This window comes from Sphingomonas daechungensis (genome assembly GCF_014489495.1).
Lineage (GTDB): Bacteria > Pseudomonadota > Alphaproteobacteria > Sphingomonadales > Sphingomonadaceae > Sphingomicrobium > Sphingomicrobium daechungense.
Window position 1 is genome coordinate 973,966 of record NZ_CP060780.1, and the last position, 22,890, is coordinate 996,855.

Annotated in this window: 26 protein-coding genes and 4 pseudogenes; 11 read left to right on the top strand and 19 right to left on the bottom strand. The window is 64.1% G+C overall.

Annotated elements, in window-relative coordinates:
- Window positions 1-74: 74 nt before the first annotated feature.
- Complete coding sequence (locus tag H9L15_RS05130; RefSeq protein WP_187715407.1) at window positions 75-626, bottom strand: fasciclin domain-containing protein; 552 nt, start codon at window positions 624-626, stop codon at window positions 75-77.
- 201 nt (window positions 627-827) lie between these two features.
- On the opposite strand from H9L15_RS05130, the gene H9L15_RS17100 reads away from it, so the two are divergent.
- Complete coding sequence (locus tag H9L15_RS17100; protein WP_223276527.1) at window positions 828-1,607, top strand: PEPxxWA-CTERM sorting domain-containing protein; 780 nt, start codon at window positions 828-830, stop codon at window positions 1,605-1,607.
- Between the two features lie 512 nt (window positions 1,608-2,119).
- Here the strand turns inward: H9L15_RS17100 and H9L15_RS05140 are convergent.
- Together H9L15_RS05140 and H9L15_RS05145 are read right to left on the bottom strand one after the other, a co-directional pair.
- Window positions 2,120-4,963 carry a M16 family metallopeptidase gene (locus tag H9L15_RS05140; protein ID WP_187715408.1) on the bottom strand — a complete coding sequence of 948 codons (2,844 nt, stop codon included), beginning with the start codon at window positions 4,961-4,963 and terminating at the stop codon, window positions 2,120-2,122.
- Window positions 4,964-5,073: 110 nt separating this feature from the next.
- Complete coding sequence (locus tag H9L15_RS05145; RefSeq protein ID WP_187715409.1) at window positions 5,074-6,096, bottom strand: hypothetical protein; 1,023 nt, start codon at window positions 6,094-6,096, stop codon at window positions 5,074-5,076.
- A gap of 228 nt (window positions 6,097-6,324) precedes the next feature.
- Between H9L15_RS05145 and lepA the strand changes: the two are divergent.
- The 3 genes and pseudogenes from lepA (at window position 6,325) to H9L15_RS05155 (ending at window position 8,867) form a co-directional block, all read left to right on the top strand.
- Window positions 6,325-8,128, top strand: a pseudogene (gene lepA / locus H9L15_RS05150) (translation elongation factor 4).
- A 212-nt stretch (window positions 8,129-8,340) separates the two neighbouring features.
- Window positions 8,341-8,634 (top strand): annotated as a pseudogene (locus tag H9L15_RS17105) (restriction endonuclease, SacI family); the annotation flags it as partial.
- 38 nt (window positions 8,635-8,672) lie between these two features.
- Entirely contained in the window at window positions 8,673-8,867 is a 195-nt protein-coding gene (locus H9L15_RS05155; RefSeq protein WP_223276647.1) for a DNA cytosine methyltransferase, read from the top strand.
- On the opposite strand, the gene H9L15_RS05160 is transcribed toward H9L15_RS05155, so the two are convergent.
- The 6 genes from H9L15_RS05160 to H9L15_RS05185 form a co-directional block, all read right to left on the bottom strand.
- A complete protein-coding gene (locus H9L15_RS05160; RefSeq protein ID WP_223276528.1) occupies window positions 8,840-9,313 on the bottom strand; it encodes a very short patch repair endonuclease in 474 nt (157 codons plus the stop codon). The genes H9L15_RS05155 and H9L15_RS05160 overlap by 28 nt on opposite strands.
- A 113-nt stretch (window positions 9,314-9,426) precedes the next feature.
- A complete protein-coding gene (locus tag H9L15_RS05165) occupies window positions 9,427-9,723 on the bottom strand; it encodes an addiction module antidote protein (protein WP_187715411.1) in 297 nt (98 codons plus the stop codon).
- The gene (locus H9L15_RS05170; RefSeq protein ID WP_187715412.1) at window positions 9,723-10,016 is read right to left on the bottom strand and encodes a type II toxin-antitoxin system RelE/ParE family toxin; all 294 of its coding nucleotides are present in this window, start codon (window positions 10,014-10,016) and stop codon (window positions 9,723-9,725) included. The genes H9L15_RS05165 and H9L15_RS05170 overlap by 1 nt, the downstream gene beginning before the upstream one ends.
- A 64-nt stretch (window positions 10,017-10,080) precedes the next feature.
- Complete coding sequence (locus H9L15_RS05175) at window positions 10,081-10,266, bottom strand: hypothetical protein (RefSeq protein WP_187715413.1); 186 nt, start codon at window positions 10,264-10,266, stop codon at window positions 10,081-10,083.
- 120 nt (window positions 10,267-10,386) lie between these two features.
- On the bottom strand, window positions 10,387-11,295 hold the full coding sequence (locus H9L15_RS05180; protein WP_187715414.1) for a hypothetical protein: 909 nt from the start codon (window positions 11,293-11,295) through the stop codon (window positions 10,387-10,389).
- 138 nt (window positions 11,296-11,433) lie between these two features.
- Window positions 11,434-11,751 carry a PilZ domain-containing protein gene (locus tag H9L15_RS05185; RefSeq protein WP_187715415.1) on the bottom strand — a complete coding sequence of 106 codons (318 nt, stop codon included), beginning with the start codon at window positions 11,749-11,751 and terminating at the stop codon, window positions 11,434-11,436.
- A gap of 520 nt (window positions 11,752-12,271) precedes the next feature.
- On the opposite strand from H9L15_RS05185, the gene H9L15_RS05190 reads away from it, so the two are divergent.
- The 3 genes from H9L15_RS05190 (at window position 12,272) to H9L15_RS05200 (ending at window position 14,625) form a co-directional block, all read left to right on the top strand.
- Window positions 12,272-13,567, top strand: a complete 1,296-nt coding sequence (locus H9L15_RS05190; protein ID WP_187715416.1) for a L,D-transpeptidase family protein — start codon at window positions 12,272-12,274, stop codon at window positions 13,565-13,567.
- A 236-nt stretch (window positions 13,568-13,803) separates the two neighbouring features.
- Entirely contained in the window at window positions 13,804-14,175 is a 372-nt protein-coding gene (locus H9L15_RS05195) for a hypothetical protein (protein ID WP_187715417.1), read from the top strand.
- Between the two features lie 33 nt (window positions 14,176-14,208).
- Window positions 14,209-14,625: a hypothetical protein gene (locus H9L15_RS05200; RefSeq protein ID WP_187715418.1), complete on the top strand. Its 417-nt coding sequence runs from the start codon at window positions 14,209-14,211 to the stop codon at window positions 14,623-14,625.
- On the opposite strand, the gene H9L15_RS05205 is transcribed toward H9L15_RS05200, so the two are convergent.
- The 4 genes and pseudogenes from H9L15_RS05205 to H9L15_RS20185 all read right to left on the bottom strand — a co-directional run.
- Window positions 14,614-15,279 carry an alpha/beta hydrolase family protein gene (locus H9L15_RS05205; protein WP_187715419.1) on the bottom strand — a complete coding sequence of 222 codons (666 nt, stop codon included), beginning with the start codon at window positions 15,277-15,279 and terminating at the stop codon, window positions 14,614-14,616. The genes H9L15_RS05200 and H9L15_RS05205 overlap by 12 nt on opposite strands.
- Before the next feature lie 82 nt (window positions 15,280-15,361).
- Window positions 15,362-15,985 (bottom strand): murein L,D-transpeptidase catalytic domain family protein, encoded by a 624-nt coding sequence (locus H9L15_RS05210; protein ID WP_187715420.1) that lies wholly within the window; start codon window positions 15,983-15,985, stop codon window positions 15,362-15,364.
- A 195-nt stretch (window positions 15,986-16,180) separates the two neighbouring features.
- A complete protein-coding gene (locus H9L15_RS05215) occupies window positions 16,181-16,633 on the bottom strand; it encodes a hypothetical protein (protein ID WP_223276529.1) in 453 nt (150 codons plus the stop codon).
- Window positions 16,634-16,684: 51 nt separating this feature from the next.
- Window positions 16,685-16,729, bottom strand: a pseudogene (locus tag H9L15_RS20185) (hypothetical protein); the annotation flags it as partial.
- A 317-nt stretch (window positions 16,730-17,046) separates the two neighbouring features.
- On the opposite strand from H9L15_RS20185, the gene H9L15_RS05220 reads away from it, so the two are divergent.
- The 4 genes from H9L15_RS05220 to H9L15_RS05230 all read left to right on the top strand — a co-directional run bounded on the left by H9L15_RS05220 (window position 17,047) and on the right by H9L15_RS05230 (window position 18,634).
- A complete protein-coding gene (locus H9L15_RS05220; RefSeq protein WP_223276530.1) occupies window positions 17,047-17,592 on the top strand; it encodes a response regulator in 546 nt (181 codons plus the stop codon).
- A complete protein-coding gene (locus H9L15_RS17115) occupies window positions 17,565-17,696 on the top strand; it encodes a LuxR C-terminal-related transcriptional regulator (RefSeq protein WP_262984920.1) in 132 nt (43 codons plus the stop codon). Before H9L15_RS05220 ends, H9L15_RS17115 begins: the two co-directional genes overlap by 28 nt.
- A gap of 226 nt (window positions 17,697-17,922) precedes the next feature.
- Window positions 17,923-18,129, top strand: coding sequence for a 30S ribosomal protein S21 (rpsU, locus tag H9L15_RS05225; protein WP_187478788.1), 207 nt, complete (start codon window positions 17,923-17,925; stop codon window positions 18,127-18,129).
- 31 nt (window positions 18,130-18,160) lie between these two features.
- The gene (locus tag H9L15_RS05230) at window positions 18,161-18,634 is read left to right on the top strand and encodes an FKBP-type peptidyl-prolyl cis-trans isomerase (protein ID WP_187715421.1); all 474 of its coding nucleotides are present in this window, start codon (window positions 18,161-18,163) and stop codon (window positions 18,632-18,634) included.
- Window positions 18,635-18,713: 79 nt separating this feature from the next.
- Here H9L15_RS05230 and H9L15_RS05235 read toward each other — a convergent pair whose 3' ends face one another.
- From H9L15_RS05235 to pyrE, 6 genes and pseudogenes are all read right to left on the bottom strand, one after another.
- A complete protein-coding gene (locus H9L15_RS05235; RefSeq protein WP_317617587.1) occupies window positions 18,714-19,700 on the bottom strand; it encodes an AI-2E family transporter in 987 nt (328 codons plus the stop codon).
- Window positions 19,701-19,819: 119 nt separating this feature from the next.
- A complete protein-coding gene (gene lepB, locus H9L15_RS05240) occupies window positions 19,820-20,695 on the bottom strand; it encodes a signal peptidase I (RefSeq protein ID WP_187715422.1) in 876 nt (291 codons plus the stop codon).
- A complete protein-coding gene (acpS, locus tag H9L15_RS05245; RefSeq protein ID WP_187715423.1) occupies window positions 20,696-21,103 on the bottom strand; it encodes a holo-ACP synthase in 408 nt (135 codons plus the stop codon).
- 4 nt (window positions 21,104-21,107) lie between these two features.
- Window positions 21,108-21,395, bottom strand: coding sequence for a hypothetical protein (locus H9L15_RS05250; RefSeq protein ID WP_187715424.1), 288 nt, complete (start codon window positions 21,393-21,395; stop codon window positions 21,108-21,110).
- 9 nt (window positions 21,396-21,404) lie between these two features.
- Window positions 21,405-22,136: a pyridoxine 5'-phosphate synthase gene (locus tag H9L15_RS05255; RefSeq protein WP_223276649.1), complete on the bottom strand. Its 732-nt coding sequence runs from the start codon at window positions 22,134-22,136 to the stop codon at window positions 21,405-21,407.
- A gap of 8 nt (window positions 22,137-22,144) precedes the next feature.
- Window positions 22,145-22,728, bottom strand: a pseudogene (pyrE, locus tag H9L15_RS05260) (orotate phosphoribosyltransferase).
- Between the last annotated feature and the right edge of the window lie 162 nt (window positions 22,729-22,890).

The following is a 22,890-nucleotide window of genomic DNA, read 5'->3' on the forward strand; positions in this document are numbered from 1 at the left end:
GTCGCCGCATCACGCGGTTGAATTGACCCCTTCCCGCCGGGCGTGCCCGACCCCAATCGGGCACGCAAGCGTGTTCAGGGCATCACAACCGTGTCGACGACGTGGATGACGCCGTTCGATTGCATCACGTTGGCAATGGTGATGCGCGATTTGCCGCCCTTGGCGTCGATGACCCACCAGCCGCCGCCCGACTTACGGAACCTGAGGTTCTCGCCTTGCACGGTCTTCAGCGTCGCGGTGCCGCCATGCTTTGCGGCCATCGCTGCGATCTGGGACGCGGTATAGGTCCCAGGAACGACGTGATAGGTGAGCACCGCGGTAAGCTTGCCCTTGTTTTCAGGCATCAGCAGCGTGTCGACGGTCCCCGCCGGCAATTTCGCGAATGCTTCGTTCGTCGGCGCGAAAACGGTGAAGGGACCTTTCCCGGACAAGGTATCGACCAACCCGGCCGCTTTGACGGCCGCGACCAATGTGGTGTGATCCTTCGAATTCACGGCGTTCTGGACGATAGTCTTGGTCGAATACATCGCGGCGCCGCCAACCATCGGATTGCGGGCGCCTGCCGGTGACGAGCCTGCCATTGCAATCATCAGAGCGATGGCAACCGGGCGAGCAAGATTCCTCATAAATTTCTCCTTCGACAGGTTAACCCTGTATTGGAGATACGGAGACATCTCGCTGGTAGACGCATGGGCGGGTCAGTCAGGTGCGCGCGCCACGACGGCAACTACCGAAACGGCTGATTAATATTTATTTACCGGCAGTTGCGTCCGCCGCTGGCGCCCAACCGTAGCTCCTTGGTCCCGTTCCGGGCAAGGAGAGTATTAATGAAAAAGGGACGTATCGGTCTGTTGGCAATGGCCGCCGTGTGCCTGCCCGTATCGGCCTTAGCCCAGCAGGTTGTGCCGACGGCCCCAGGAAATGCCCAAGGTCCTGCGCCCCTTCGCTATTTCGGAACCGGCGGAAGCCGTGTCCAGCAAATCTATTCGTCCAGCTATTTCAGCGGACCGCAGTCGATCAGTGCCATCAGCTTTCGTGCCTATCCGGGCGCGGGGCCGAGCTTCTTCTCCGGCAATACCGTCAATGTGTCCGACATTACGATCCAGGCCGGCGTAACCGGGGCGTCCGGCAATGACTCATCGGGAGTTGCCGATGCAGTGTTTGCGAACAATTTGTTGAACCCGCAGACGGTCTATTCAGGGGCGCTGTCGCTCTCCACCGCTGCAACGGGAACGGGCTCCCAGCCATTCGACTACACTATCATGTTCGACAATCCGTTCCTCTACGATCCGGCCATGGGGAGTCTGATTCTCGACTTCCTGATCCCGACCGACGCGACGGTCTCGGGCTCCGGGTTCGGCTTTCTGACCTTTGACACGGTGAACACGCTTGACGACGGCATCTACAGCGTTGTCGACATCTTCAATGGTGCAGCCACCACCGGAACGCAGTCAACAGCGGGGGCGATAACGCAGTTCACGACCTCGCAAATCGCTGCCGTTCCGGAGCCCGCGACCTGGGCAATGATGCTTTTCGGTTTCGGTGCGGTCGGTCTCTCTATGAGGCGGCGTAAGGCGGGCGCAATCGCACGCCGGCAGATAGCCTAGTTCACCTTGTAGACAGTGCCGTCAGTAGTTTGGCGGCACCTTCTACATCGATCGCGGGCGTCCGCTTTCCACCCATCGCGGACATTAGACATCGAAGTGGAATGCCTTGCCTCTAGCGCTCGGTTCCCAGCCCGCCGCCAGCGCACCCTTGATGGCTTGTTCAAGTTCCTGACGATGGACCTGTGGGCGGTGGCGGGGTCCTCTGGCCTCGCTGAGCAGGACCCTTGGCGCGGGGAAAGTGTAATAGTGCCTCGCGCCCATCTTCGGTCGCATCCCGGACTCCGACCAACATACCTTGCCAGCCGTCCACAGTGCACCATTGCGGCTCGCGACGTAGGTCCCAGTCGTACGCCCGACCTTCGATTTCGATTGTGCCATTTAGTGTACGCGTGTGGAGCATGTGGGGGATATCAGCACGCTACTCCTAACGTCAGCTTTCCACCCAAACCTGCCACTAAAGAACGTCGCCATGGGTTCACCCATGGCGGCGTCGGCCTCCCATCGGACCAGGCTTACTTCGGCTGCATTTCCTCAACCGGCAGGCCAAGCTTGGCCAGCTGCGGCTTCACCTTGGCCGCATCGCCGACCACCACCCAGACGAAGCCGTTCGGATCGACTGCCGCCCGCAGCGCCGCGTCGAGCGACGCCTTCGACTGCGAACGGTACTTGTCCGCCAGCAGCTCGTAGTAATTGTCGGGACGGCCGTAGAGCGCGTTGGTCTGCATCGCCCCCAGCACGGAACCCGACGTTTCGAACGAGCCCGGCAGCTGGCTGACCCGGTTGGCGAGGTTCCGTTCGAATTCCTCGTCGGTAACCGGCTTGGTGGTCAGGAACTCGCGGATGTCGGCCTGCAGCGCCTTGATCGAATCGCCGGTGCGGTCCGCCTGCACGGGGGCGGAAATCACATAGGGCACGACCTTGGCATTGAGCTGCGTCGTCCCGCGAACGCCGTACGACCAGCCTTTCGTTTCGCGCAGGTCCATGTTGATGCGCGACAGGAACTGCACGCCCAGTACGTCGTTGGCGAGCGTCAGCGCCGCCATCTCCCCGCGCGGATCGACCGGCGTCACCTGGCCGCCGACGATGATCGACTGCGGTGAGCCCGGGCGGTCGATGAGCACGATCCGCTGGGCATTCGGGCGCGCCGGCGGCGCGGTGAACACCTTCTCACCCTTCGCAACGGCAGGCGCCGTCCAAGTGCCGAAGCGCTGCTCCAGCTGCTGCTGGACGTCGGCAAGCGGCAGGTTCGAGACCACGAAAATCTCGAGATTGTCCGGCCGCAGCCACCGCTGCTGGAAACCGACCAGATCCTCGCGCGAGAACGCCTTCACGGCTGCCGGATCGCCGGAGCCGATCGCGGCATAGGGATGCGTCGGGCCGTAGAGCAGCGACGGCAGCGCGCGCCCCGCCATCCGCTCCGGAGTCTTCTGCTCCTGCGCGATCCCGGTCAGGATCTGGGTGCGGACGCGTTCCACTTCCGGCGCATTGAAATCGGGCCGCTGGACGAGGTCTGCCAGCAGGTCGAGCGACGGGCCGAGGTTGGCGCTGAGCGCGGACAAGGTGACGTTGCTGGTGTCAGCGCCGCCTCCTGCGGAGATCTGGGCGCCCAGCCGCTCTTCGTCCTCGGCAATCTGCTGCGAGGATTTGCCCGCAGCGCCTTCGTCGAGAAGCGACAGGGTCATGTTCTGCAGGCCGCGACCGTTGGGTGCATCGGCTGCATAGCCGGCGTCGAAGCCGAGCGCGATCTGCGTGACCGGCACGGTCGTGCGCTGCGCGTAGCTGACCTTGATGCCGTTGGAGAGCGTCGTGTGCTGAACCGCCGGGAAGTCGAGCGGCGCATTACCGGATACGGCAGGAATCTCGCGCTTGACCTTGGGCGTCTTGATGTCGGCGGTCTTGCCCGTCTTCGGCTTGAACTTCGTCTCCTCGTACGGAGGCCGGTCGCCGGGCTCGAGCCTGATCGTGAATGCAGGACGGGTCAGCCACTGCTGCAGCGCCGCCTTCACGTCGGCGGGCGTCAGCGCGGCATAGGCATCGAGCGTCCTCTTGTAGAAGTCGGAATCTCCGACGAAGACCTCGCCTTCGGCCAGCGCCACGGCCTTGCCGCCGAAGCCGCCAACCTGCTCCAGCCCGCGAATGCGCCCGCTGACTTCGCGGGTCGCGGCGCGGCGGACTTCATCCTCGGTCGGGCCGTTGGCGATGAATTCGGCCATGATCTCGTCGAGACGCTTCTCGACCCCCGCCGGATCGACGCCCGGCTTCACCGTCGCGTCGACCTCGAACATCCCGATCCGCTGGAACGGCTGCAGTCCGGCGCTGACGCCGACCGCGAGCTTTTCGTCACGCACCAGGATCTTGTCGAGGCGCGAGCTGGCGAGGCCACCGAGGATAGACCCGCCGATGTCGAGCGCGGCAAGCTGGTCCGACTGCAGACCGGGAACCGCCCAATGCTTCTGGATCTGAACCGCGGCGACGCGATCCTTCATGACGATCGACTTGGGCGCGGCCAGGGTCGGGACGTCGGCGGCCGCCGGCGTGTTCACCGGGCCCGCCTTGATCGCTCCGAAATACTTCTCGACCAGCGGCTGAGCTTCCGCCGCCGTAATGTCGCCCGCCAGCACGAGGACGGCATTGTTCGGGCCGTACTTGTCGATGAACCATTCCTTCACCGTCGCCAGGCTGGCGGCGTCGAGGTCCGCCATCGAGCCGATCGTCGAGTGGTGATACGGATGGCCTTCGGGGAAGAGGTTGCCGAGCACCTCATATTCGGTGAGGCCGCCCGGCTGGTTGTCGCCCTGCCGCTTCTCGTTCTGGACGACGCCGCGCTGGTTATCCAGCTTCTCCTGCGTCACTGCGCCGAGCAAATAGCCCATGCGGTCGGATTCCATGAACAGGGCGCGGTCGAGCGCAGCCTTCGGCACCGTCTCAAAATAATTGGTGCGGTCGAACCAGGTCGTCCCGTTGTAATCGGTCGCGCCAATCTGCTGCAGGTAGGTGAAGTAGTCGCCGGGCAGGTTGTCCGAGCCGTTGAACATCAAATGCTCGAACAGATGCGCGAAGCCGGTCTTGCCCTTTGGCTCGTCCTTGGAACCGACGTTGTACCAGGTACTGACCGCGACGATCGGCGCCTTATGGTCTTCGTGGACAATGACCGTCAGGCCGTTTGCAAGCTTGAACGAGGTGTGCGGAATCGCGACTTCCTGGACCAGCGCGGAAACCGGCGCCGGTTCGGACGGCGCTGGCGCCGCAGCGGCCGGCGGGGCGGCCGGGGCGACGGCGGTTTGCGGCGCGGTCGCGCAGGCGGCGAGCAGCGATGCGCTGGCAAGCAGGACGGCAATACGATTCTTGTTATTCATGAAGCTTTTAACTCCCCTCGACTCGGCGGATTGCTGTAGGGGTCGCGCCCGTCAGCGCAAGACGCTTCGACGGACGACGCTTCGACATCGACGAACGGGCGGAAATCGCCTTAGTGCGGAATGGCTCCGCCCAGGATGTCGCCGATTCCGAACTTCTTCTTTTTCTTCGGCTGCTGTCCTTGGCCCTGCGGGGCGCCCTCACCCATGTCGGGCATCCCGAGCATGGTCGACGACACCGTCTTGAAGCGGACACGGGCGGTCCACTTGGGCGCCTTCGGGCTCTCCGCAAAATAGGCTTCCGGACCGTAGCCGATCTCCATGATCATGCCTGCGGGCGACGCCTGGACGACCTCGGCGGGCAAGGTGCATTCGGTCGTCGTCGGCGGCAATACGTGACCCGTGCCGATCAGTCGCTTCACCTCGCTCGGCGGCAGATAATCGAGCAACGCGGCCGTCGCGGCGCTCTTGGACGATGACCAGATGACGACGTCCCCGCTCTGGTTGGCGCCGAACATGGCCAGTGCGTAGCCGGTCGCGGTAGGCGCTGGAGTCCAGCCCATTCGCACCGCTCCGGAGGGGAGCGCCGCGATCTGCCGGAGGTTCAGGTTCGGCATCCAGTCCTGGCCGAGGGTGAACGCGATCGGCGGCGAATAATTGCCCTCGACCTTGTGCACGCCGATTAGCGACCCGCCCGGCGGCACCTGCTTGCGGTCGACCTTGTTGGGCCATTCGCCATAGCCCGGAGCCGTTCGCGGCACCGCCGAATAACGCGCGAAGCTCGACATCGCGGCCATCCCGGGCGGGATCTGCCCAGCCGCGACCTTGGAAAAATCGATGACCGTCGGCTGGCCGGCCGCGACATGCTCGCCGCAGCCCCAGTAGACCAGCATCCGCCCCTTTGGCTTCTCATAGGGCATCGCCGTCGGTTCCGGCTTTGGCCTGTCCGGCGCGATCAGCGGCAGGCTCGGTCCCATCTGCAGCCCCGGCGGGATCAGGTGATCGGCCTTGGGAGCGGCAGGAGCCTTGGTCCGCGACGCGAGCCGCAGCTCCAGCGTGTGCGTCACCGGCGGTGCGCTGCCGGACATCATGCCCATCATCTGGCTCATGCTCGGGCGGCCGCCGCCTCCGGTCATTCCGGCCCCAAAGCCGCCTGTCGTCGCGGCATCCATCCAGTAGTTCGCGATCGGCGGAGGAGGTGGCGGGCCTTCGCGGGCGCCGCCGCATAGACTGCTGCACCACACGCGGCCGCGCACACACCCGTAGCCAAGATGCTGAACTTGCTCATCGATTAGCCCCCTGTTGAACAGCCGTTATCCAACGCCCTCGCGCTTCCTTCAATCCCCTGCTAGCGCGCCCCGCAAATGACAGAGCTGAACAAAATCCGGAATTTCTCGATCATCGCGCACATCGATCACGGGAAGAGCACGCTTGCCGACCGCCTGATCCAGCGCACCGGCGGGCTGACCGAGCGCGAGATGACCCACGGGCAGATCCTCGACAATATGGAGATCGAGCAGGAGCGCGGGATCACCATCAAGGCGCAGACCGTCCGCCTCGCATGGAACGGCTATGAGCTGAACCTGATGGACACGCCCGGCCACGTGGACTTCGCCTACGAAGTCTCGCGCTCGCTCGCGGCCTGCGAAGGCGCCCTCCTCGTCGTCGACGCCGCCCAAGGCGTCGAAGCTCAAACTTTGGCGAATGTTTATCAATCGATTGAGCATGACCACGAGATCGTGCCGGTGATCAACAAGATCGACTTGCCCGCCGCGGACCCGGAGGGGTGCGGCAGGAGATTGAGGAGATCATCGGGCTCGACGCCTCCGAGGCGGTCCTCGCCTCCGCAAAGTCGGGCATCGGGATCGACGAAGTTCTCCAGGCGATCGTCGACAAGATCCCCCGCCCAAGGGCGACCGCGACGCGCCGCTGAAGGCGATGCTCGTCGACAGCTGGTACGACCCCTATCTCGGCGTGGTCATCCTGGTCCGCGTGATGGACGGCGTCATCCGCAAGGGCGCGCAGATCAAGTTCATGGCCGCCGGCACCACCCACCTCGTCGACCGCGTCGGCTGCATGCGCCCGAAGATCGAGCAGCTAAGCGAGCTGGCCGCGGGCGAGATCGGCTTCATCACCGCGCAGATCAAGGAAGTCGCGGAAACCCGCGTCGGCGACACCATCACCGATGCGAAGCGCCCCGCCGCCGAGCCGCTCCCCGGCTTCAAGGAAGTCCAGCCGGTCGTCTTCTGCGGCCTGTTCCCGGTCGACGCCGCGGACTTCGAGAAGCTCCGTGACAGCCTCTACAAGCTCCGCCTCAACGACGCCTCGTTCAGCTTCGAGATGGAGACCAGCGCCGCGCTCGGCTTCGGCTTCCGCTGCGGCTTTCTTGGCCTTCTCCACCTGGAAATCATCCAGGAGCGGCTGACCCGCGAATACGACCTCGACCTCATCACCACCGCGCCGAGCGTGGTCTACGAGGTCCACCTGCGCGACGGCAAAAAGCTGGAGATCCACAACCCCGCCGACTGGCCCGACCCGACCGTGATCGAGCGGGTCGAGGAGCCGTGGATCGACGCGACCATCTACGTCCCCGACAGCTATCTCGGCGCGGTGCTGAAGCTGTGCCAGGACCGCCGCGGCATCCAGAAGGACCTGACCTACGTCGGCACCGGAAGCCACGCGCGGGCGATGCTGCGCTACGAGCTTCCGCTCAACGAAGTGGTGTTCGACTTCTACGACCGACTGAAGTCGATCAGCCGCGGCTACGCGTCATTCGATTATCACCAGGTCGGCCACCGCGAGGGCGACCTCGTCAAGATGAGCATCCTGGTCAACGGCGAGCCGGTCGATGCGCTGAGCATGATCGTCTACCGCGGAAACGCGGAAGCCCGCGGCCGCGGCATGTGCGAGCGGTTGAAGGACCTGATCCCCAGGCACTTGTTCAAGATCCCGATCCAGGCCGCGATCGGCGGCAAGGTCATCGCCCGCGAGACCATCGCCGCGCTGCGCAAGGACGTGACCGCCAAGTGCTACGGCGGCGACGCCACCCGCAAGCGCAAGCTTCTGGAGAAGCAGAAAGAGGGCAAGAAGCGCATGCGGGAATATGGCTCCGTGAGCATCCCGCAGGAGGCGTTTATTGCTGCCTTACGTATGGGTGATGAGAGTTGAAGCGCTTTTTGCAGTGGGGAAGCGAGAGACACGACGCGCAAGGGCTGCTTTCTGATCTCCAATCGGCAATCAACAGCGCGGTTGGTGCGATGACTTGACCTGCATCTGGAGTGTCTGCACCCATCGCCGGGAACGCGAGTGGTCGATCGAGGTGTTTATTGTCTTCGCACGCTGAGATTGCTTTGGATATATTACGGGTCGTCTGGGAGGAGGTGGAGAGCCAACCGATCCCCGCTCCTTCAGATCCGTTGGATAAGTTGATCGACGTAGTCCTTTCCGGCGAGGAGATCGGCTACAAGAAGGCCGTAGTCATCCAAGCTGCCGGAAAGGCGGCAGACCCAACTCTGGACGCGCAGGCCATGCAGAAGGGCGATGGCAACGAGCGCTCATGGGACGCGAGAGAGTTCGCAAAACAGAGCTTTGTGAAGTGGAACCTCGAGGCGAACAAGCCTTTTGCTCATTCGGCTGATCCATATGTGAGCAATCCATATCGTATTCCGCGCTTCGATTCCTCGCAACGAAGAGGCAGAAAGCGTCCTCGAGAATTCGACAACACGCTTCTTGTTCTCGAGCACCTAGGCGACTCACCGTTCGAGAGTCAGCAAGGCTTCAGTCTTTCCCGGATGAATTTCAATTTCTCGGCCGACAAAGCGCAAGATATTCGCAGGTGGGCAATGCAGTTCCACCAATTCTCGCTGAGGCTGTAGCAAGTCAGATCACTTCCGCGCTCGCCGCCTGAGGGGCAGCCGTAACTCGCCGAAGTATTGCCTCTAACTTGTCCAGTTTATCAACTGAACATTCCCAAATAGTTAGAGTTCGCCAGCCTAGTCGATTCAATTCGACTACGTTCCGAAGGTCGCGCTCCTGAGTTCTGGCTAGCTTTGGCAACCAATAGTTTTGCCGGGTTCGAGGCAAGCGAGCGTGGCGGCAGCCTGGGTGCTGATGCCAAAAACATCCATGAACCAGTATCGCCAACCGGTACCTTGGCAAAACGACATCCGGCTTTCCTGGGAGGTCACACCGATGAAGCCGAAACCGAAATCCCATCCTGTGCAGGAGGCGCCTAACACGCATCTCTGGTTTGGTGTCCGTACTCCGGATCTTACGCATGCGATCCGAGACCACGTTTGCAATTCGAGCATCTCGCGGGAAGCGCGGAAGGGGCGGAGGCTGCGATTCAAGCATGACTACTCATATATACGACGGGCTGAGAACCGGGACCCGACACTTGTCTGACGCTTCCAACTCCGACCCTCCATGCCCGCACGCGCTGCCTTGGTCAGCGACTAATAATGGCCCTATCCGACCTCCGCAGGCTCCACCGTCAATCGCAACCCCATCGCGCTCAGGATAGCGCGGATCGTCTCGAACGACGGGTTCCCATCTTGGCCGAGCGCCTTGTAGATTCCCGGACGACTGATGCCGCTGCGCCGAGCCAAATCCGAAATGCCATGGGAACGCGCGACGGTCGCAAGAGCAGTGCGAAGCTCCTCGGGAGTGGAATCCTCGAGATAGGCATCGAGATAGGCTGCGATGGTTTCGGCGGTGTTGAGATAGTCGGCGGAGTCGAAAGCCGTGGTTTCGATCTTGGCCATCAATCAACCTCCTTAGCCAAAGCCTTTGCTTCCTCGATGTCCGCGCTCTGCGTCGACTTGTCGCCGCCGCATAGCAAGACGATCAGCTCCGAACCTCGCTGGATAAAATAGACGCGATAGCCCGGGCCGTAGAAAATTCTTATCTCCGAGACTCCATCTCCAACCGGAGCGACGTCTCCCAAATTTCCTTGCCCAGCCCGATCAAGCCTCTTCAGGATGCGAGCCCGGGCGCGTTCGTCACGCAGACCTGCCAACCATGTCGCAAATCGAGTGGTCTGCCGGACCTCGATCAACTTTGTCTCCTATAGTTTACAATACACATGCTGTCAACCATAGATTACAGGAGGCGTGTGTTTGTCAACGTAACTGGACGTAGTTCGGCTCACCCAACCGCCCCGCCTCCCCATGCGCCAGCCATCGGATGAACGCGTCCGCTTCATCCTCTTCGTCAAACTGCTGAGGCCGCTGCTCGCCCGGACCGGCGAGCGGTTGCGGAGGCTGGTTTTGGGGTTGGCGGGTGGCGGCGTCGGATCGGTGCTTCATCCTGGTCTCCTTGGCAAGTGCCAGCCGTCACGGGAGTGAATCCCGTGACGTCGATCGGGCTCGCTGTGCGACCCGTCGTCCGGCCTGGGGCACGCATCTCTTCGCGCTGCTCCGGCGACGCTACGCGTCGGCGTCGCTACGCTCGGTGCTCACTCGCGCGCGCCACTCTTCGATGGCGCGACGCTCGTAGGCCCGTTGCTCCTCCGCGTCCTGTCCATATTGCCATTGCCGGGCGGCGCGCTGTTCATTGTGCTTCATCGTCGCCCACCTCTCCCTGGTGAAGCCGCGCGCCGGGGTGGTGGTGGCGCCGGTGGAATCCTCGTCGGCGGCGGTGGTGAACTTGCCCTCGACGCTGCGGTGCGCCTTCAGGAAGCTGACGTCCGGGTGCCTCGGGCGTTCGGGCTGGCCTTCCTCCGTCCACCATTTCCGCCGCGCGGCGTCCAGCCAGTCGGAGAAGGCGGTGCTGGCGATCTGAGTGACATCGTGATCGCCGCGGCGCAGCTTGCTCATCACGTCGTGCGTGTCGAAGCCGAGGCGGGTGGCGGTGAGGTCGAACATGACTTCGATGAAGGTGACCTGGCGAAGGTAGAAATCGGCGGCGACGGTCTGTCCGGCGAGGCGCGCCTGCCGCTCGGCCGCGACCTTCTTCAGGAACTTGGCGCCGATCGCCTGCATGAGGTCCCACTTCTGCTCGTCGCTCATGACCGGTTCCGGCGCGGGTTCGGGCGGCAGGTCGCGTTTCGAACCGCGGCGCTGAATGCCGGGGACCTCGCCGGTGTAGGGCGGCTGGGAATCGAGGCCGTTGCGGCGGCGGCCGATGATGATGGCGGCGTCCCAGGACATGCGGAAGCCGTTGGCGGAAGGGGTCTTGTAGAGCGCCTCGGAGCCGGTGGCGTGCTTGCCCATCTGCCACACGGCGGACTGGACCGTGCCGGTGGCGGCGATGCGGGCGATCAGCTCTCGCTGAAGCTCCGGGGTCCAGCCGTCGGGGCGCCTGACCTTGCGGACGACGGGATCGAAGTTGAGCAAGGGCGCGATCTCGGGATCGGCGGCTAGCTTTTCGAAGTGGGGGATGGCGGTGCCGGTTTGAGGCTCGGCGGGCGCTGGGGATGCGTTCATCCCGCGCCCTGTATGCAAAATCCGGGGCTGTAGGACAGCCCCGCGCGCTCAGGCGCCGTGCGTTTCGGTGCGGAGATGGTCCAGCGCGAAGGCTTCGGCGAACTCGGCGCCGAGCTTGTCACCGGCGATCCACTTGACCACCGCGTTGCAGCGGCCGCGGCCGGGAAGCATCAGCCAGATGCGGGCGCCGACTTCGAAATGGCCGTCGCTTTCGGCCATGAAGCCGGTTTCGGAGATGTTGAGGACGCGGGCCTCGACGCCCTCGGTGCCGAGCTCGCGGACGCGGGCGTCCAGCTCGACCGGAAGGCGCGATGCGCGGCGACGTTCGACGGGATCGGCGGTTTCGCCGATGCGGGCCCTGATCATGGAGAAACTCATTTCCACGTTACGCAACTCAAGACTTCGTCTCGAAGTTCACTCCGATACGCCCATCGCGAACCCAGCAGACCTGCCCGCACACCCGGCCCGGTCGGAAAGATGGAGCGCGACGGCCTCGCCAATATGCGGCATCGATTGGAAAATGACCATCGCCCGAAGCGGGAAATGTTGAGCAGCCGGACGACATGCTTGCGGCCGCGAAGCTCCAGGACGGCGGTCTGGGACACGGTTTCCGTGCGCGGTTCGATGCGTTCGTCGAAGATCCGGCGCACGCTTCGCGGTATCATTGTGCCGTTCAACATTCTCAAGGTCCCCAATCGGCAGGGCAAGGTAGGCGGCGGGACCTTAAGGATTGGTTCGTTCCGGATTCATCATTTGCCGCAAGGGTGTGGCGCGGGCGTCACTAGCGACAGCCGTTCAGCCCGTGTATCAGGTGGATTGCACATTCTTTGAGGTGTCGAGGTTGGGGCTACCCACCTCGAAACGTGGGATTTTCCAGGGGATGAGAGTGCGTTTCAAAGGCTTGCTTCTGTTCACGGCGCTGATGGCTCCCGCCGGGCTCGCGATCGCCCAGACCGGCGTGCCGGCGGCCAAGCCCGCGCAGGCGACCACGCCCGTCGCTCCGCCGGTGGCGGCGCCCGTTCCGCCGCCTCCGCCGCCCGCGGTGTGGACGCCGCTGGACGCCAACCAGCTGCTGATGGCGATCATGACCTCGGCCAAGGAAGGGCTCGACCCCAGGGATTACGATACGGCCGGGCTGATCAGCGCGATGAGCGCGGGCGACCCGATCCTGCTCTCCGCGGCGGCGACCGAGCGCTTCAACGCGCTGTCGAACGACCTGGCGCTGGGCCGCGTGAAGCGCGCCGACCGGCAGAACTGGTTCGTCCCCGATCCCGACCTCGATGCGGCGAAACAGGACACCTTGCTCCGCGCCGCGCTGGCGCAGCACCGGGTCGGCGAAGCGCTGACGGGCTTGTTGCCGACGCACCCGCAATATGCGGCGCTGAGGCACGCTCTGGAGGTCACTCCGAAGGGCGAGACCGACAAGATCAACCGCATCCGCCTGAACATGGACCGCTGGCGCTGGCTGCCGCGCGACCTGGGCGAGCGATACATCATCGTCAATGTGCCGGCCTATACGGCGGCGCTGGTCGAGAACGGGCAGACCGTGTCGCGCCACCGCGCGGTTGCAGGTGCAATCAAGACGCAGACGCCGCAGCTGATGGCGGTCGCGACGGGGGTCATCCTCAATCCATGGTGGGAAGTGCCGCCCAGCATCACCAAGGAAGTCGCGGGCAAGCCGGGCTATGTTTCGCTGAAAGGGCCGGACGGGAAGATCCTCCGCTGGCGTCAGCCGCCGGGGCCGCGCAACGCACTCGGGCAGATCAAGTTCGTGATGTACAACCCGCACAACATCTACCTTCACGACACGACCGCGAAGACGTTGTTCGACGCCAAGTCGCGCGCCTACAGCCACGGCTGCATCCGCACCGAGCACATCCTGCTGCTGGCCGAGAAGCTGCTTGGCGAGGGCACTTATGCGCCGGCCGCGGATGGGACCGTGCCCGCCGCCTGGACCCCGGAGCGGATCAAGGAGACGGTCGCCAGCCAGAAGACGGTGCAGGCGAACTTCCCCAAGCCGCTCCCGGTCTACATCGTCTACATGTCCTCCGCTGCGCTGCAGGACGGGTCGATCAAGGACTATGCCGACATCTACAAGAAGGACGGCAAGGTCATCGCGGCCCTGAACAATGCCCCGAAGACCCCGCAAGCCAAGACGCCTGACAAGGTGGCTTCACGCTAACGCCACGGGACTCTTGGCGGCGGCAGCCGTCGCGGCTATTCAAGGTCAAGAGTTGTGGGGAGGGTAAGACGAAACCGGAAATCGTCTATGCGGCGGCTTATGCGGCTTGCGCGGGTATCGCCTTTGTTGCGTCGAGGGCGCGGGGAAATCCCGCCACGTCGGAGACCGCACCCTTCTGGCTGCGCATCGCATTCGTTTGCGCCGCGTTCGCCGCGCTGCGCGCGGTCGATGCGCAAATGGCAGTCAGCGATGCCTTCGGCGAATATTACCATTCGGCGGGCCTGTCCGACTGGTCGCGGCCGGGGCCGTACATCCTGATCGTCGTCTTCCTGGCCCTTGCCTTCGCGGGTGCTGGCCTGTTCCTGTTCCGCCTGAGGACCCTGCACCGCTCGGTGCTGTGGGCCGCAGCCTCAATCGCTGCACTGGTGGTCCTCGCTTTGTCGCACAGCCTGGCGCTCTATTACCCGAACATGATCCTGCAGACGCAAGTCGGGCCGGCGACCGTGAGCCGGATCATCGAAGCGATCCTGCTCGCCACCCTGGCCTGGTCGGCATGGTGGTTCATTCGCGACGCCAAAGCGCGTGGCGCCGTCGCCCAGGAAGCCTAGCTGCTCGCCAAGGACCTCCGGCAAAGCCTGGAAATGGTCGCCGCCATGGCGGCCGAAGCGTCCGACGACTGGTGGATCATCGGCAGCGCGGCGATCGCATTGCACGGCTTTCCGGTGACTCCTGTCCGTGACGTCGACCTGCTGATGTCGGCACGGGACGCGGAGATCTTCATGAAGCGGGTCGGCGGAGGCGGACGGACCGGACCACCGAGCGCGAAGTTCCGGTCGGCCGTGTTTGGAACCTGGCGAGCCCCGCCCCTACCGGTCGAAGTCATGGGCGGCTTCGCTTTGGCGGCTGCGAACGGCTGGCAACCCGTGGTGCCGCGAAGCCGCGAGGCAAAGCGGGTCGGGGACCAAGAATTGTTTGTCCCGTCCGTTCCGGATCTGAAGGCGATGCTGATGGCGTTTGGTCGGCCCAAGGACCTCGAACGGGCGCTCTTAGTGTCCTGACATCCAGCGGCTGAGCGCATCGAGCACTTCGGCTTCGGCTTCGGCCCCAGTCCGGCCGCTCTTCGCCGCAACCTTGAAGCTGTGATCGGCCTGGTCGACCAGGTGCAGCGTTGCGAGACTGCCGAGCCCGGCAACGACGGGACGCAGCAGGTCGAGCTCCGCCAGAGCGTCGCGGGTGCCGGACACGAACAGCATCGGAATCCGGATCATGGCGAGATGGCTTGCGCGCTCAATGCCCGGCTTACCGGCGGGATGAAGCGGAAAACCGAGGAAAGCGAGGCCGCGCACACCCGGCAGCGGGTGGTCCGCCTGCGCCTGGGACGTCATCCTTCCGCCGAACGAGCGGCCTCCGGCGAAGAGAGGAAGACCGTCCGCAACCTCGGCGGCCCTGGCGACTACGGCGCGGACGGCGGCATGCGCAAGCCGCGGCGGGTCGGGACGCTTCCCGCCCTTTTCGGTGAAGAGGAAGTTGTAGCGGAGCGTGGCAACGCCGCGTTCGGCCAGCCCTTCCGCATTGCCGGCCATGGCGCGGTGGCGCATGTCGGTGCCGGCCCCATGCGCGAAGACGAACAGGGCCTTCGCGTCCGGTGGCATCAGCAACAGTCCGGACGTGGTTTCATCGCCAACCGGGATCGATAGAGTTTGGGCGTCCATCACCGCGCGCCTAGCACAAAAAGCCGGGGCCCCGGATCACGATCCGAGGCCCGTCCTCTCCTGCCCCTGAAGCTGGGTCTAATCAGGCAACCTTGTCGGCGTAGATCATCCGGCCGCCGGCGAGGCGGCGCATGACGTCCCACTGGCTGGCGCGGCTGAACGCAAAGCAGCCTTCGGAACGTCCGAGCTTGCCATGCTGCGAAATCATCTGCGGCTCGGCGTACCAGGCGTTGTGAATGACGATGGCGCGTGCCTCGGCATTGTTGTTGGTCCAGTCGAGGCCGTTGACCTTCATCGAGAGGCCGTACTTGCCTTCGTAATAATCGCCTGTCGTGTAGGCGCCGCTGGAGGTCGCATAGGACCCGAAATCGTTGGAGAAGCGCTCGAGGAAGCCCGAATGGTCGGGATCCGAGCCGCGGCCGTGAGCGACGAGATGGCTTTCGACCGTTCCGTTCATCAGGTCGACGAGGTGGAATCGCGGGTCGCTCGACGGTTTCGAGAAATCGACAATGCCGATCACGTCACGCGCACGCGCCTGGTAGCGGTGCGAATCCAGCGCGGCCTTGGCCTTCTGGAACAAGGTCGGATCGATGCCCGGAGGGGTGACCTGCTGCGGCGCGAGTGGACCCAGCGGGTCCCGCGGCACCGGCGGCGGAGCGTAAACGATCGACGGAAGGCCAACGGAGCTTGCAGCCGACGAGAGCATGGCCCCGCCGCGCCAACGGCGCCCCAACGCAACACTTCCCTACGATTGAAACCCATTACCACCCCACTCGAATGAAGCGGAGGTTGTACACGGGAGAAGGTTAATCGCCGATAACCGCGATTGCGCAATTAGTTAGCCTATCGTGTTCAGGCCTCGATTCACCGCAGTGAATTGAACTTTTTGCTCGCCCGGCACTCAACCTGCGGCGCGACTGACCGGGGAGTCCTTTGGGAACTGTGCCTCGGGAATGGCCATTTCCGAAATCCTTTCGGCTTCGTGAGATTCGACGCCAAGCGACATGAGAATGCGCTGAGAAAGCTTCTTGCCGTAATCGGGCGGCGGAAGACCGAGTGCCAAGGTGTTTATGGCAGCCAAGACCGTTCCAGCGACAAGCACGAACCCCAATTCCACCTCGGCGATTGTAAACTGTCCCGAGGCCATACCCGCGACGAGGTCTCGAGGAAGATCCTCTCGCAGGCGCGTATTCTGCTCAAAGACATAGAGTCCTGCACGGCGAAAAAATGCGGCCAGGAACTGGTTCGCCTCAATCAGAGCGATCCATGAGCGAATGCCTGCCGACACCCGTTCTGCCGCGTCTGCCCGCGCTTCCACGACGGGAGCCACCGCGTCCATCAAGTCGTCACTCACCTGGACCGCGACGGCCTTCAGAAGCTCCTCAACGCTTTCGAAGTAATTGTAGAATGAGCCTCGCGAGACGCCCGCATGTCGAATGACATGCTCGATTCCCTTCGGCTCGGCATCCGGGACGAAAAGACGACGAGCGCTGCTTCCATCAGCTTCGAGCGCATACGATCGCGGCGCTCGGCAGCCACGCGGACGCGGTGATCACCTGTTCTGCTGGAATCCACCAGCGAGAATTATCGCATGATCGGGTCAGAGTAAACTGATTGTCATAATGACAAGTCGTATATTATGACTAGACGTCCGGGTGCCTCCGGACTATTGAACTCGAACTCGTTCGCGCCGCTGCCGACGGCTCGCAGACTTCGAACGAGCTTGTGGAGGCACGCTTTGACCGGCGTCCTCGGATCGGGGCAACGATGGCGTCCATTCCAGTCAAGCGACTCATGATCGTGGACGATCATCATTCTGTCCGGCGTGGCGTGAGAGGTCTCGTCGAGGCGACGGGCTATTACTCGGTCGTTGCCGAAGCGGCAGACAGCCGCGCGGCCGTGGACATGTCCCGAAATACCCGGCCCGATATTGCCGTCATCGATGATTGTTTGCCGGGTTTGAGCGGCGTCTACCTCGCCACGGAATTGAAGCGCCTGTCGCCGCGAATTGCGATCCTGATGTACACGGCGCACGAGCGGGAAGATTTCGTGCTTGAGGCCCTCGAAGCGGGCGTGAGGGGTCTCGTGCTGAAATCAGAACCCGGAACGCAGGTTCTACGGGCGCTCGATTCGCTTTCTTCAGGCCGGCCATTCTTCTCCAGCTCCGTGTCAGAGAGACTGCTGGATTCCTACCTCAAGAAAGGATCCCGGCCGCTCACCGGCTTTTTGACGAATCGTGAGCGTGAGGTCGTCCAGCGCATTGCCGAGGGCAGACCCGAGCCGAAATGGCGAGCGGGCTCCGGATCAGTGTGAAGACAGTCGAAACGCATCGCACGAACGTGATGCAGAAGCTTTGCCTCAGGACAACTGCCGACCTCGTACGGTACGCAGTGCGCAACGGGATCATTGTGGCCTGATCGGGGCAAAGGCTCGCATCCCCCCGGAGCGGATACTCGCGCATCGACGAGCCCCGGGTCTGCGATCATCCTGCTATTCGGTGGTCTTTCCGCGCCTTGCATGGGCTGGAGGGCACTGCTAAGGGCGGCGCCCCGACCCAGCAATGCTGCGCCGGGCGAAGATTATTGGTCCCGTAAGCTTTTGACGGGATTGGACACAGCAGATTCGGAGTTTCACAGGGCATTTATGCAGATCATCGTTCGCGACAATAACGTCGACCAGGCGCTCCGCGCGCTCAAGAAGAAGCTGCAGCGCGAAGGCGTCTATCGCGAGATGAAGCTGCGCCGCCACTACGAGAAGCCGTCGGAAAAGCGCGCACGCGAGCGTGCCGCTGCCATCCGTCGCGCCCGCAAGCTCGAGCGCAAGCGCGCCGAGCGCGAAGGTTCGCGCTAAGCCCTTACCCTCCAGAACGGGACGCAAAGACATGTCGGTTGCCGAAGCTGCCAAGCGTCCCGAACATCGCGGACGCGCCGCGGGAATCTGGATTGCCCTGATCGTCCTGGTCGCGGCCGGAATCGGCCTTGCCTGGCTCGGCGCCAGCCCGCTGCGCGGCACCACGACCGAAAGCGGCCTCAGGATCCGCACCCTGCAGGCCGGCGAGGGCCCGTTCATCCAGTCGGTCGACGGCGTGATGGTCGAATATGAAGGCCGCCTTGCCGACGGCACCGTGTTCGACGACAGCGCCCGCCACGGCGGCCCGCAGCCGATGATCGCTGGACAGGTCATCCCCGGCTTTGCCGAGGCGCTGACCAAGATGCAGAAGGGCGGCAAGTACAAGATCCACATCCCGGGCAAGCTCGCTTACGGCGAGACCCCGCCTCCGGGCAGCCCGTTCGGCCCAACGCAGACCTCGATTTCGACGTGCACATCGTCCAGATCGTGCCCAACGCGGCGCTGATGCAGCAGCAGGGCGTTCCCGACGGCGGCCAGGCGGAACCGCATCGGCTTCCGGTGCCTGAACCCGGCCAGCCCCAGCCTTAAGGCGAGCTAGCTCCGTCCCCGACGACCTCGGGGCTCAATCCATCCTTCTCCGCATTTTCGTGGCTGAGATCCATCAGCGTCACCTTGATCGCTGCCAGGATCGGATCGGCGAACAGGATCCCGAGAATTCCGAACAGCGCGCCCATCAGGAGCTGCATGGCGAGCACGATCGCCGGCGCGAGATCGACCGTGCGCCGCGCGATGTATGGAATGATCAAGTAACCGTCGATGTTCTGCACCGCGAAGTAGATGATGATCGCCGCGAAGCCCTGGTGCGGGCCGGCGCTGAATCCGACCGCGACCATCAGGATGCCCGAGGTGATTGCACCGATGTTCGGGATGAAGGCGAGGATGCCGGTAATCAGGCCCAGCAGAGCCGCCATCGGCACGCCGACCAGCCACAGCAGCACGCCAGTGAAGAAGCCTTCGAAGACCATCCCCAGCAGGCGGCCCAGCAGCAGGCGGCGCAGCGTGTACCCGACATGGTTGGCGATTCGGTAGAATTGCTCGCGGTGGCGGACCGGCAGCATCCAGGCGATGCCCCGGTCGTAAAGGCGCGGCTCAATCGCCAGGAAGATACCGATCACGAGCATCAGGATGACGCTGGTGACGGCGCCGATCGCGCTTCCGACAACGCTGGTCAGGCGGCCGACCGAGCCCAATAGCTGGGAGCCGAGGTTCGTCGGCGGTCCCTTTGGAATCAGGCCGAGCGACGACACCGTCTCCATCAGCTTGTCGAACTGGGCGGTGACCACGATCCGCAGCGCCTCGAACTGGGCGGCGATGGTGGTGCCGGCGAACCAGCCCACCCAGGCAACGAAGCCGAATCCGAGCAGGAGGGTCAGCAGAAGCCGGAAACCGCGGCGAATCGGCAGGAACCGGCCGAGCAGCCGGGCGCCGCCGTCGAGGAAGACGGCAAAGATCATTCCGCCGATGATCAGCAGCAGCGGCTGGGCGAGGACGATGACGCCCGCGACCAGCAAGGCGAGCCCGAACCAGACGGACGCGCGCTTGAATTCACGGGCGACCAGGGGTCGCGAAGCTCGACAGGTCCAGGGCGCTCGACGTGAGGTTCGACGGTCGGCGGCCCTGAACTCATCGGCTACTCCTTTTGTGCCCGAAGAGACGTCCCTGCACGGCCCGAGCGAAGCGCTTCGAACCAGCTCAGCGGGTTCAGCAGCTGCGACGTGCCGTCGAGCGAGAAGGTGATGAACTCCGCCCGGCCGCCGATATTTTCCCACGGCACGGGGCCGCCGAGGCCCTGCTGCTCATGGGTGAAGCGGCTGTCGGCGCTGCGGTCGCGGTCGTCGCCCATCAGGAACAGGTGGTTGGCGGGAACCTTGACCGGCGGGCGGTCGTCGCCGGCCGAACCCGGGCCGAGGTCGATGGTGTCGTAGGTGACGCCGTTGGGAAGCGTCTCGCGAACGATCGGAAGCCGGCAATAGGCTTTCCCGTCCTCGCCGATCGTCTGGAAACCGGAAAATTCCATGCCGCAGGGAACGTTGGCGTCGACGGGCACCATCACCGGCGGACGCGGGACCGACTTCACCGGCTTGCCGTTGATGATCAGGCGCCCGCCGCGGACCTCGATGGTGTCGCCGGGAAGGCCGATAACGCGCTTGATCCAGTCGTCGCTTCCGCCCGGCGGGGTGACAATAACGATATCGCCGCGCTCCGGCATCCGGCCCATCACGCGCCCGCTCCAGTGCGGGAAGACGTGAAAGCTCGGGGAAACCCACGACCAGCCGTACGGATATTTGCTCACCACCAGCCGATCGCCCTTGAGCAGGATCGGCATCATCGATTCGGACGGGATGTAGAAGGGCTTGGCGATGAAGCTGTGGAACAGCAGCACCGCGACGAGGACCCAGAACAGGCCCTTGATCTCACGCCACAGCGCGGCGCCCTTGCTTTCCTCGGCGACCGGAGCGGGAGCAGGTGATGGCTCGGCGCTCGATTCGGGGACGGTGTCGGTCAATCAGGGCTCCAGCTTGCGGGCTTGCAGGATGACAAATGCCTGAGCCCAGGGAAAATCGTCGGTCATCGTCAGATGTATGTCGATGGCGTGGCCTTCCGGCGCAAGGGCGTCAAGCCGCGCCCTGGCACCGCCGGTGAGGCGGAGGGTCGGAGCGCCCGACGGCGCGTTCACCACGCCGATGTCCTTCATGTAGACGCCGCGCTTGAAGCCGGTGCCGACGGCCTTGGAGAACGCCTCCTTGGCGGCGAAGCGCTTGGCGAGCGTTCCGGCGCGCGTGTGCGGGCGAGATGCGGCCTTGGCTTTTTCGACATCGGTGAAAACGCGGTTGAGGAAGCGGTCGCCGAAGCGTGCCAGCGAATTCTCGATGCGCTCAATGTTGCAGAGGTCGGAGCCGATGCCGATGATCATGCGCTCAAACCAATCCGGCCAGCGTCGCGAGAAGGATCGCCAGCGGGATAGGGATAAGCGCGAATACCTGCGCGAGACCTCGCTGTCCCCGCCGGGAAGCGCCGGCGGAAGCGATCGATCCCGCGACGACCAGCGCCAGCGGCGCGGCCAGCGCGACCATGTCTGCGAACGAGGGTGTCCGACCGAAGGTCATCGATGACGTATGGCTCCATCCCAGCGCGAGGAACAGGAGCGCCAGGACGAATTGCACGCCGAGCACGACTTTCAGTCCAGCCGACAATCCGCTCAGCATCGCGGCATCCTAGCGCGCGCTGTCCATCAGCTCGCGCATGCGGCGGACGCTGGCATCCAGGCCGGTGAAGATCGCCTCCCCGATGAGGAAGTGGCCGATATTGAGCTCGGCGATCTGCGGGATGGCCGCAATGGGCACGACATTGTCGAAGGTGAGGCCGTGGCCTGCGTGCGGCTCGATCCCGTTCTTGACCGCAAGCGCCGCGCAGTCGGCAATCCGCTTGAGCTCGGCGGCGCGTTCCTCCCCCTCGACGTGCGCGTAGCGGCCGGTGTGAAACTCGACGACCGGCGCGCCGAGACGGACGGCGGCGGCGACCTGCTCCTCGGATGGCTCGATGAACAGGCTGACGCGGATGTTCGCGGCGCTTAAGCTTTCCACGAAATAAGCGAGGTGTTCGTTCTGGCCGGCGGCATCGAGGCCGCCCTCCGTCGTTCGCTCCTCGCGCTTTTCGGGCACGATGCACGCCGCGTGCGGGCGATGGCGGAGCGCGATGCCGAGCATCTCCTCGGTCGCCGCCATCTCCAGGTTCAGCGGCAAGGCGATCTCGGCCATCAGCCGCTCGATGTCATTGTCGGTGATGTGACGGCGGTCTTCGCGCAGGTGGGCCGTGATGCCGTCTGCATCAGCATCAGCGGCGAGGATCGCCGCCCGGACCGGGTCGGGATGATCGCCGCCGCGCGCGTTCCGGATGGTCGCGACGTGATCGATGTTGACGCCCAGCCTGAGCGAATTGGAGCGCAGCTCGCCCGTCACGCCGCCGCGCGGCTCCCGGGCTTGATCGCGGTATGGCCTCAAGCTCCGGTGGAAGAGAGTCGGCCTCATACGTCGGAACGTCGATGCGGATCAGCGAGGTGTAGGGCACGCCGAGATCGACGCCGCCGCCCGACCGGTCGACAATCGACGCAGCAGCGATCACTTCGCCGCCAGCCTCTCCGATCGCCCTGATCGCTTCACGGGACGACAGGCCGGTGGTGACGACATCCTCGACCATCAGCACCTTGGCCCCCGGATCGATCCGGAAGCCACGGCGCAGCTCGAAGCTGCCTTCGGGCCGCTCGACGAACACTGCGGGCTTGCCCAGCGCGCGTCCCATTTCATGGCCGATGATCACTCCGCCCATGGCCGGCGAGACGACGATGTCGATAGCGTCGCGGGTCGCTTGGGGAAGGCGGTCGGCCAGCGCCACGGCGATCCGCTCGGCCCGCGCCGGGTCCATCAGCAGGCGGGCGCATTGCAGATAACGCGGGCTCCGAAGCCCGGAGGACAGGATGAAATGCCCTTCGAGCAGCGCGTCGGCCGCCCTGAATTCCGCAAGGACTTCGTCTTCGGTCATGAATGCTCCGCCGTTCGGACCGAGCGCGTGAATAGGCTTCGCACGCAACAGCTTCAACACCATTGGATGAGGCGCTTGAGAGAGCGAAAAGCCGTGCCTATAAGGCCGCTGATTCAAGGGGCCCGGTCGCGGTGCTCTTAGTCCCCAACCCAAGTTCACCGG

What these genes read in the sequence shown, in the direction of transcription:
- H9L15_RS05165 (WP_187715411.1), bottom strand. Translation starts at nt 9,723, where the DNA reads ATGGCCAAGATCGAAACCACGGCTTTCGACTCCGCCGACTATCTCAAC.
- H9L15_RS17115 (WP_262984920.1), top strand. Translation starts at nt 17,565, where the DNA reads ATGGCGAGCGGGCTCCGGATCAGTGTGAAGACAGTCGAAACGCATCGC.
- H9L15_RS05185 (WP_187715415.1), bottom strand. Translation starts at nt 11,751, where the DNA reads ATGATCAGGGCCCGCATCGGCGAAACCGCCGATCCCGTCGAACGTCGC.
- H9L15_RS05195 (WP_187715417.1), top strand. Translation starts at nt 13,804, where the DNA reads ATGGCAGTCAGCGATGCCTTCGGCGAATATTACCATTCGGCGGGCCTG.
- H9L15_RS05200 (WP_187715418.1), top strand. Translation starts at nt 14,209, where the DNA reads ATGGTCGCCGCCATGGCGGCCGAAGCGTCCGACGACTGGTGGATCATC.
- H9L15_RS05130 (WP_187715407.1), bottom strand. Translation starts at nt 626, where the DNA reads ATGAGGAATCTTGCTCGCCCGGTTGCCATCGCTCTGATGATTGCAATG.
- H9L15_RS17100 (WP_223276527.1), top strand. Translation starts at nt 828, where the DNA reads ATGAAAAAGGGACGTATCGGTCTGTTGGCAATGGCCGCCGTGTGCCTG.
- rpsU (WP_187478788.1), top strand. Translation starts at nt 17,923, where the DNA reads ATGCAGATCATCGTTCGCGACAATAACGTCGACCAGGCGCTCCGCGCG.
- H9L15_RS05230 (WP_187715421.1), top strand. Translation starts at nt 18,161, where the DNA reads ATGTCGGTTGCCGAAGCTGCCAAGCGTCCCGAACATCGCGGACGCGCC.
- H9L15_RS05250 (WP_187715424.1), bottom strand. Translation starts at nt 21,395, where the DNA reads ATGCTGAGCGGATTGTCGGCTGGACTGAAAGTCGTGCTCGGCGTGCAA.
- H9L15_RS05160 (WP_223276528.1), bottom strand. Translation starts at nt 9,313, where the DNA reads ATGCTTGAATCGCAGCCTCCGCCCCTTCCGCGCTTCCCGCGAGATGCT.
- H9L15_RS05140 (WP_187715408.1), bottom strand. Translation starts at nt 4,963, where the DNA reads ATGAATAACAAGAATCGTATTGCCGTCCTGCTTGCCAGCGCATCGCTG.
- H9L15_RS05145 (WP_187715409.1), bottom strand. Translation starts at nt 6,096, where the DNA reads ATGACCGGAGGCGGCGGCCGCCCGAGCATGAGCCAGATGATGGGCATG.
- H9L15_RS05175 (WP_187715413.1), bottom strand. Translation starts at nt 10,266, where the DNA reads ATGAAGCACCGATCCGACGCCGCCACCCGCCAACCCCAAAACCAGCCT.
- acpS (WP_187715423.1), bottom strand. Translation starts at nt 21,103, where the DNA reads ATGATCATCGGCATCGGCTCCGACCTCTGCAACATTGAGCGCATCGAG.
- H9L15_RS05220 (WP_223276530.1), top strand. Translation starts at nt 17,047, where the DNA reads ATGGCGTCCATTCCAGTCAAGCGACTCATGATCGTGGACGATCATCAT.
- H9L15_RS05210 (WP_187715420.1), bottom strand. Translation starts at nt 15,985, where the DNA reads ATGCTCTCGTCGGCTGCAAGCTCCGTTGGCCTTCCGTCGATCGTTTAC.
- H9L15_RS05205 (WP_187715419.1), bottom strand. Translation starts at nt 15,279, where the DNA reads ATGGACGCCCAAACTCTATCGATCCCGGTTGGCGATGAAACCACGTCC.